Consider the following 6,034-nt stretch of genomic DNA (forward strand, 5'->3'; position numbering starts at 1 on the left):
AAGCCCCCGTCAGCCGGCGCATCGGTGCGAATATTTCTGCCGCACCCCCCCCAACATGAACCGCCAAATGCGGGGGCGGGCGCCCTCGCCACGCCCCCCCCCCCCCCCGGGCGCGGGGGGGGGGGTCGGGCGGCGTCAAGCCGCCTGGTAGCGAGGCGCCGGCTCGCCGGTCTGCGTCGCGGCGAACAAGGTGGCGCGGGCGGCGTCATAGGTTTCCCACAGCGCGCGGTCGTGGACCGACGGCAGCGTGATGGCTTCACCCTGATCGAACCCAGCCAGGGCCGCATCGACCATGTCTTCCGCGGTCATCACCACCGCCGGGTCGAACGCTGAAAGCGGCATGCCGGCGAACTCGTAGAATTCGGTGGCGGTCGCGGCAGGAGAACGAGCTGCAGCCTTACGCCGGTTCCGGCAAGCTCCTCCTGCAGGCCACGGCTGAAGTTCACCACATAACCCTTGGTGCCGCTGTAGAGAGAGGTGATCGGCAGCGAGTGCAGCGCCATGACCGAGGCCATGTTGATTATCGCCCCGGCGTTGCGCGACAGGAATGCCGGCAGCGCCGCTCGGGTCAGGCGAGTCAGCGCCGTGATGTTGAGCGCAATTGTCGACGCGGCATTCTCGTCGGACGTGTTTATCGTCGATCCGAGCGTGCCGTTGCCGGCGTTGTTTACAAGCAAGGTGATGGCGGGGTTAGTGGCGAGTACCTTCTCGACACGCGCCAAGCCCTCCTCCTTGGTCAGGTCGGCGCCGATCACCTCGACCTTGGCGCCATAGGCCCGCGACAGCTTTGCCGAGAGGGTTTTCAGGCGTTCGGCGCGGCGCGCCACGAGCACAAGATCATAACCACGGGCAGCGAGGCGGTCGGCATAGACAGCGCCGATGCCGGCGGAGGCGCCGGTGACGACGGCGACCGGCTTGGAAGCGGAGTTCGACATGGGTTATCTCCTGAATGTTGAGCGCTCAAATGTTGAGCGCTCAACTAACTAGCCAGATCTGTGCCCCTTTGCAATGCTTCAGCCCTCAACTATTTTGTAAGGATGAAAAAAGCAGTCGAATCGTTTGCGACGCTCGAAGATCGGGACGAGCCGGATGCAGAAGCGCCCGGCATGCCGAGCGATTTCGTTTGCATCAATTCGTCGCTGCGCCGTGCGGCGCGCCGGCTTGGCCAGTTGTATGACGCGGCGTTGGTCCCAACCGGGCTGACGTCAACGCAAACCCTTCTGCTCGGCCAGATCGACGGGCTCGCGGCCGCTTACGGCGAGGATGGGCCGACGCTGCAGGTCCTCGCCGGCCGCCTGGCGATCCAGATCTCAGCGCTGACGCATGCCCTGCGGCCGCTTGTGCGCGACGGTCTGGTCGAGGTCCGCCACGATACCCACGATCGGCGAACCAAGCATGCTGTGCTGACGCCGCTCGGCAAGGCGCGATATCAGCAGGCATATGTCGTGTGGGTCGAGGCCAACCGGCGCGTCGAGGCGATTTTGGGGGCAGCCGCGGCCGAAAAGCTGAGGAGCCTCGCCGACGATGTCGCCTCGCAGGACTTTCTCGACGCCTATGTTTCGGGCGCGAAGCTGGCGAGCAGCACCGAATCGTCGGAGTGCTAAAGCGCCGCACGCCCTTTGGGACGCGCTATGGACGGTCTGGTTTTGCTCGACCGGCAACCGCTCGGATGCAGGCGGACGACAATCTGTGCTAAAGTAACCCTATGAAAGCATGGCTGGAAGCGGCAAAGAGCCGGGCGCGCGACATCAAGCTTGATGTCGTCGCCCTGTGGTTCGCCGCACGCGATCCTCGGGTGCCCTGGTTTGCAAAGTTTGTTGCAGGGATGGTGGCCGCCTATGCGCTTTCCCCAATCGACCTGATCCCGGATTTCATTCCGGTGCTCGGCTATCTCGACGACCTGATCATCGTCCCGCTCGGCGTAATCCTGGCCATAAGGCTTGTTCCGCCGCCGCTGATGGACGAGTTTCGAGCGCGGGCTGCCGCGCTCGAAAAACACCCGCAAAGCAGGACGGGGATGTTTCTTGTCGTGGCGCTCTGGCTGGCTTTGGCAGCTTTGCTGATTTGGGCGTTCTGGCCTACCCACGCCAAATAGTCTGATCAGGCTTGCGCTTGAACCGCCTAGGCTGCTGCGCCGGCGGCCTAAAACCCAAGCGCCAGCCATGCCGTCCCGGCAAGCAGCGTGACCAGCGTCAGCGGCAAGCCGACCTTGAAGAAGGCGGCGAACGACAGTGGTGTGCCGGAGACCCGCGCGTACTCGGCGACGATCAGATTGGCGACTGAACCGAGCAGCGTGAAATTGCCGGCCAGCGTCGAGCTCATGGCGACGACCAGCCAGGCGCGCTCGGGGTCTTCCAGGCCTGGTATGAACGGCCGCAGCGCCAGCACGGCCGGAACGTTGCTCATGATGTTGGACAGCACAGCGGTGAAGCCGGACAGCCGCCAGACGTCGTCCAGCCCGAGGGTTTTTGCCGAGGCGACGATGTCGGGGCTGAGCAGCGTCTTCTCGGCGCCGGCGACGACGATGAACAGGCCGGCGAACATGAACAGCAGCGGTCCGTCAATCTCGCGGTAGATGCGCGCCGGCTTGATGGCGCGGGTCACAAGAAGAATGGCGCCGCCGATCAGCGCCGCCTTGGCAACCGGAACGCCGGCGAAGAAGGCGATCGCCAGTCCGATGCAGACGACCACGGCCTTGAGCACCTGCCCCGGCAGCATGCGGCCGCGATAGACCTCGGGGCTGAGCTCGGCCTTGCGCGCGAATTCGGCGCGATAGACGATCCGTACGATGACGATGACGGCGACGAGGCCGAACAGCGCGACCGGCGCCAGGGCCGCCGAGAAGGCCGGATAGGAGATCCCCGACAGCGCGCCGATGACCATGTTCTGCGGGTTGCCGGTGATGGTGGCGACGCTGCCGCAATTCGACGCCGTGGCGGTAGCGATCAGATAGGGGACGGGGTTGCGGTTGATGACGCGGGTGACGTGGACGACGATCGGCACCATGACCAGGCAGATCGCGTCATTGACCAGGAACGCTGACAGAACGCCGGTCAGCAGCGTCACCATCACCAGCAGCATGAACGGCGCGTGCGCATGCTCGATGGCGACAGCGCCGAGTGCGCGAAAGGCGCCCGACACTTTCAGATGCGCCACGACGATCATCATGCCGAGCAGCAGCGTGATGGTATCGAAATTGATGGCTCGGTAGGCTTCCTCCAGGCTAAGCGCGCCGATGGCGGTCATCGCCGCACCGCCGAGCAGCGCAATGCCTGCCCGGTCGAGGCGCAAGCCGGGGAACCTGCCGATGGCGACGCCGGCATAGGTCAGGATCAGGATCAGCAGTGCCGCCGCGCCCATCAATGTCATTCGTGGAAAAGCCCCGTTCAGATCCGCCCTGCCCCGCCATTGGCGAATCGCCAATGCCCCTCCTCACTGCGACATGAATGAACGCAAGCACAAGAGATGCCCGCGACGTCGGCGAATCCTGTCTACGAGGCGCCCGGGCGATTGGTGATACCATCGCGCGGCTGGAATCAGTGAAGGCCGAGCCGACATACTTGCGCGTGCCGATCTCGCCCATCAGAGCGAATGCCGGCGCCTCGCACTCGACCCCAGCAATTCGAGCTCACATCCGGTGAAGGGGTCTGCACATCTGTCGCATCTACCGCGCTCCCGGCGGCGGCATGGCCAAGTGCGCGTGCTTCTGGAAGATCGCAATCTTGTCGCGATAGGTAATCCGGATCTCGCGTCCGCATCCCTCACACCTGTAGTGGGAAACGACCTGAAACCAGCTGCCGTTCTTGATGACGGCGAAGTCGCATTGCGGGCATTGGAAAGTCAGGCCAACAGAGAATAGGCTGGGAGAGAGGGACATTGCAGCGCCTCGCATTCTGGAGAGCTTGTAGGCGGTTTGGCTAGTCCAGCGTCTCGACGACGAAGGATGCGGCAATCAAATCGTCGGCATCGATTCTGCCCTTGCCGCCCTCCATGACGGCCGCGACCTTTCGAAAGGTCTTCAGTTCACTCTCGGTAATCCGGGCGCCGCGCATCCTCTCATTGAGGTCGGCCACGCGCATTCGCAGCGCCTGGGACGCTCCAATCTCACGGTTCGACATGATGATCATACTCCTCCCTGCGCTGAACGGCATCGTCTTCGCGCCAGGCTCTTCAAACCTCAGGCAGCTGCAAACGTTCCTTGGCTGGGCTTCGGTCTGATCCGAGACGGGACCTAAGTCTCACCTGGTTTCGCGTAATAGTCCGGACATCGCGCCACCCGGAACTGCGGCTGCTCGTAGTAGTTGCTCGCTTTGAGTTCATGGGAGAGCCCATGGAAAATAGCGTTCACCGAGCCCGCTGGTTGCTCGCTCCGGTCTTGGCCGTCTCCACCGCGTTCCTGGCGATTGGAATGTCGTTAGGACTTTGGACCGAAGAACGAAACTGGGATCTGCGCAGCTAAGTCCCTTCCTGCGCTGATAAAGGACCACCCGCCATTCCTCGATTTGGCGGGTGGTCCGTGCGAGCGCGACTGAGGCGTCCTCGTCGCTGGAGCCCAGCACCGAGGCGTGGCGCAACTCTTCCTCGTCACGGAGATGCCTGATGTGGAGCCTCATGCCGGGGGCGCAGCGCGGTTCGTCGCCTCTTTATGCGTTCGGTGTAGCCAGTCGCGCGGTTTTGAGTTTCTGACAGCGGATTTAGAGCACTCCCCCGTCTCTCGAGCTTTCTCGAAGCGTTCTCGCAGCCGTGGATGCCCTAGCCATGGAATCCGCCAAAGCTACAAGCACGGATTCGTCCGCAGGTTTCGCGACAAAAGTACCGGCCTTGAAGGCCTCACCGCGGCCCTCGATGTCCGTGGCACTATAAATTACAAAAGGGATATTACGGGCCACGAGTTCTTCAGCAACCGAAGAGCTGATGCAGTCCTGCAAGAGCACGTCCAGGATGACGACGTCCGGCTCAACAAGGGCCAAAATTAGTCGTGCACGACTGCAACTTGGCTCTGAGGCCACCGCAAAGCCAGCCTCTCTGAGTGACGCTTCGATATCGATAACGATCATCGGCTCGTCCTCAAAGATGAGCGCCAGAGGCTTTCTCATGTCCTCCTCCTTTGATGGGCAGGAGCACGGTGTGCGCTGACATCCCGACAACGGCGCCCGGATAATTCATAATCCTGTCAGGATCAGAGTCCATACTCAATTTTTAACGAGCGAAAACAGTCACGTCGCACCTAGTCTTCCTAAAGTTTTGGGAAGCAAGGCGTGCCGAAGATCGTCCTCGCCGCGCAAGTGCTTCACGCAGGCTTTCATGCCCGGTTTCACCCACTGCGTTGCCGGCCGCTTCTTCATGTCCTTGGGTGCCTCGCCGGCATGCCTCCTGGACGCGCTTGCAAAGCCGCTTGCGCATCTCGCGATTGACGCTGACGAAGGCACTGCCGACATATTTCCGGGTGCCCGGCTCGCCCACGAGCGCAAACGCGGGCTTGCCTCTCCGCGCTCGACGCCAAGCAGTTCGAGCTCGCTTTCCATCAGAGCCTTGACGCAACCGCCTCATCTAATAGCCCGAACCCTGCCACGCCCAGGAGCAACAGCACAGAAAGCGCCAAGACAGCCAATAGCATGATGGGTGTTGCGTCTGAGAAGTTGACGGTGATCGCGCGAGTCGACGGAGCCTCCAAAGCCTCACCTCCGCCCTCGATCGACGCTTCTTTCCGCTGGCTTATCCTCATCCCACGGGACGGGAGCCCAACGTTCTTCATGTTCCAAATTCTGGCCGAGATGTCTCCGGCAATTACCGGATCATCGGACAGATGGCCTGCAATCCATTCAGGGAGGTATTCCTCACCGCGCTCGCCCATGGCACCCAGTAACCTGTCACATCTGCTCAACTTTTAGAATTAATCATATCAATCTACTACCATCGGTTGCGACAGGCAAGCCTTAAAGCGCGTCGCGTTTGACCGGCCTCATGCGACGCGCTTTAGGTTGCTGTTTTATGCATGTCGTTATCGCAAAACCGCTGCACACTTTTGCGCGAC

Annotated in this window: 6 protein-coding genes and 1 pseudogene; 2 read left to right on the forward strand and 5 right to left on the reverse strand. The window is 62.0% G+C overall.

Features of this window, described 5'->3' with window-relative positions; all coding sequences use genetic code 11:
• Window positions 1-135: 135 nt before the first annotated feature.
• Window positions 136-935 (reverse strand): annotated as a pseudogene (locus AC0L3N_RS30645) (SDR family NAD(P)-dependent oxidoreductase).
• Window positions 936-1,106: 171 nt separating this feature from the next.
• On the opposite strand from AC0L3N_RS30645, the gene AC0L3N_RS30650 reads away from it, so the two are divergent.
• Both AC0L3N_RS30650 and AC0L3N_RS30655 read left to right on the forward strand, forming a co-directional pair.
• On the forward strand, window positions 1,107-1,604 hold the full coding sequence (locus AC0L3N_RS30650) for a MarR family winged helix-turn-helix transcriptional regulator (protein WP_473551312.1): 498 nt from the start codon (window positions 1,107-1,109) through the stop codon (window positions 1,602-1,604).
• 101 nt (window positions 1,605-1,705) lie between these two features.
• Window positions 1,706-2,095: a YkvA family protein gene (locus AC0L3N_RS30655; RefSeq protein WP_473486758.1), complete on the forward strand. Its 390-nt coding sequence runs from the start codon at window positions 1,706-1,708 to the stop codon at window positions 2,093-2,095.
• A 47-nt stretch (window positions 2,096-2,142) separates the two neighbouring features.
• Here AC0L3N_RS30655 and AC0L3N_RS30660 read toward each other — a convergent pair whose 3' ends face one another.
• The 4 genes from AC0L3N_RS30660 to AC0L3N_RS30675 all read right to left on the reverse strand — a co-directional run bounded on the left by AC0L3N_RS30660 (window position 2,143) and on the right by AC0L3N_RS30675 (window position 5,854).
• Window positions 2,143-3,369 carry an anion transporter gene (locus AC0L3N_RS30660; protein WP_473551314.1) on the reverse strand — a complete coding sequence of 409 codons (1,227 nt, stop codon included), beginning with the start codon at window positions 3,367-3,369 and terminating at the stop codon, window positions 2,143-2,145.
• Between the two features lie 548 nt (window positions 3,370-3,917).
• Window positions 3,918-4,118 (reverse strand): hypothetical protein, encoded by a 201-nt coding sequence (locus AC0L3N_RS30665; protein WP_123150929.1) that lies wholly within the window; start codon window positions 4,116-4,118, stop codon window positions 3,918-3,920.
• Window positions 4,119-4,694: 576 nt separating this feature from the next.
• Window positions 4,695-5,096, reverse strand: a complete 402-nt coding sequence (locus tag AC0L3N_RS30670) for a response regulator (RefSeq protein ID WP_473551315.1) — start codon at window positions 5,094-5,096, stop codon at window positions 4,695-4,697.
• A 428-nt stretch (window positions 5,097-5,524) separates the two neighbouring features.
• On the reverse strand, window positions 5,525-5,854 hold the full coding sequence (locus tag AC0L3N_RS30675) for a hypothetical protein (protein ID WP_473551317.1): 330 nt from the start codon (window positions 5,852-5,854) through the stop codon (window positions 5,525-5,527).
• Between the last annotated feature and the right edge of the window lie 180 nt (window positions 5,855-6,034).

It is taken from the genome of Mesorhizobium sp. WSM4807 (assembly GCF_055811615.1).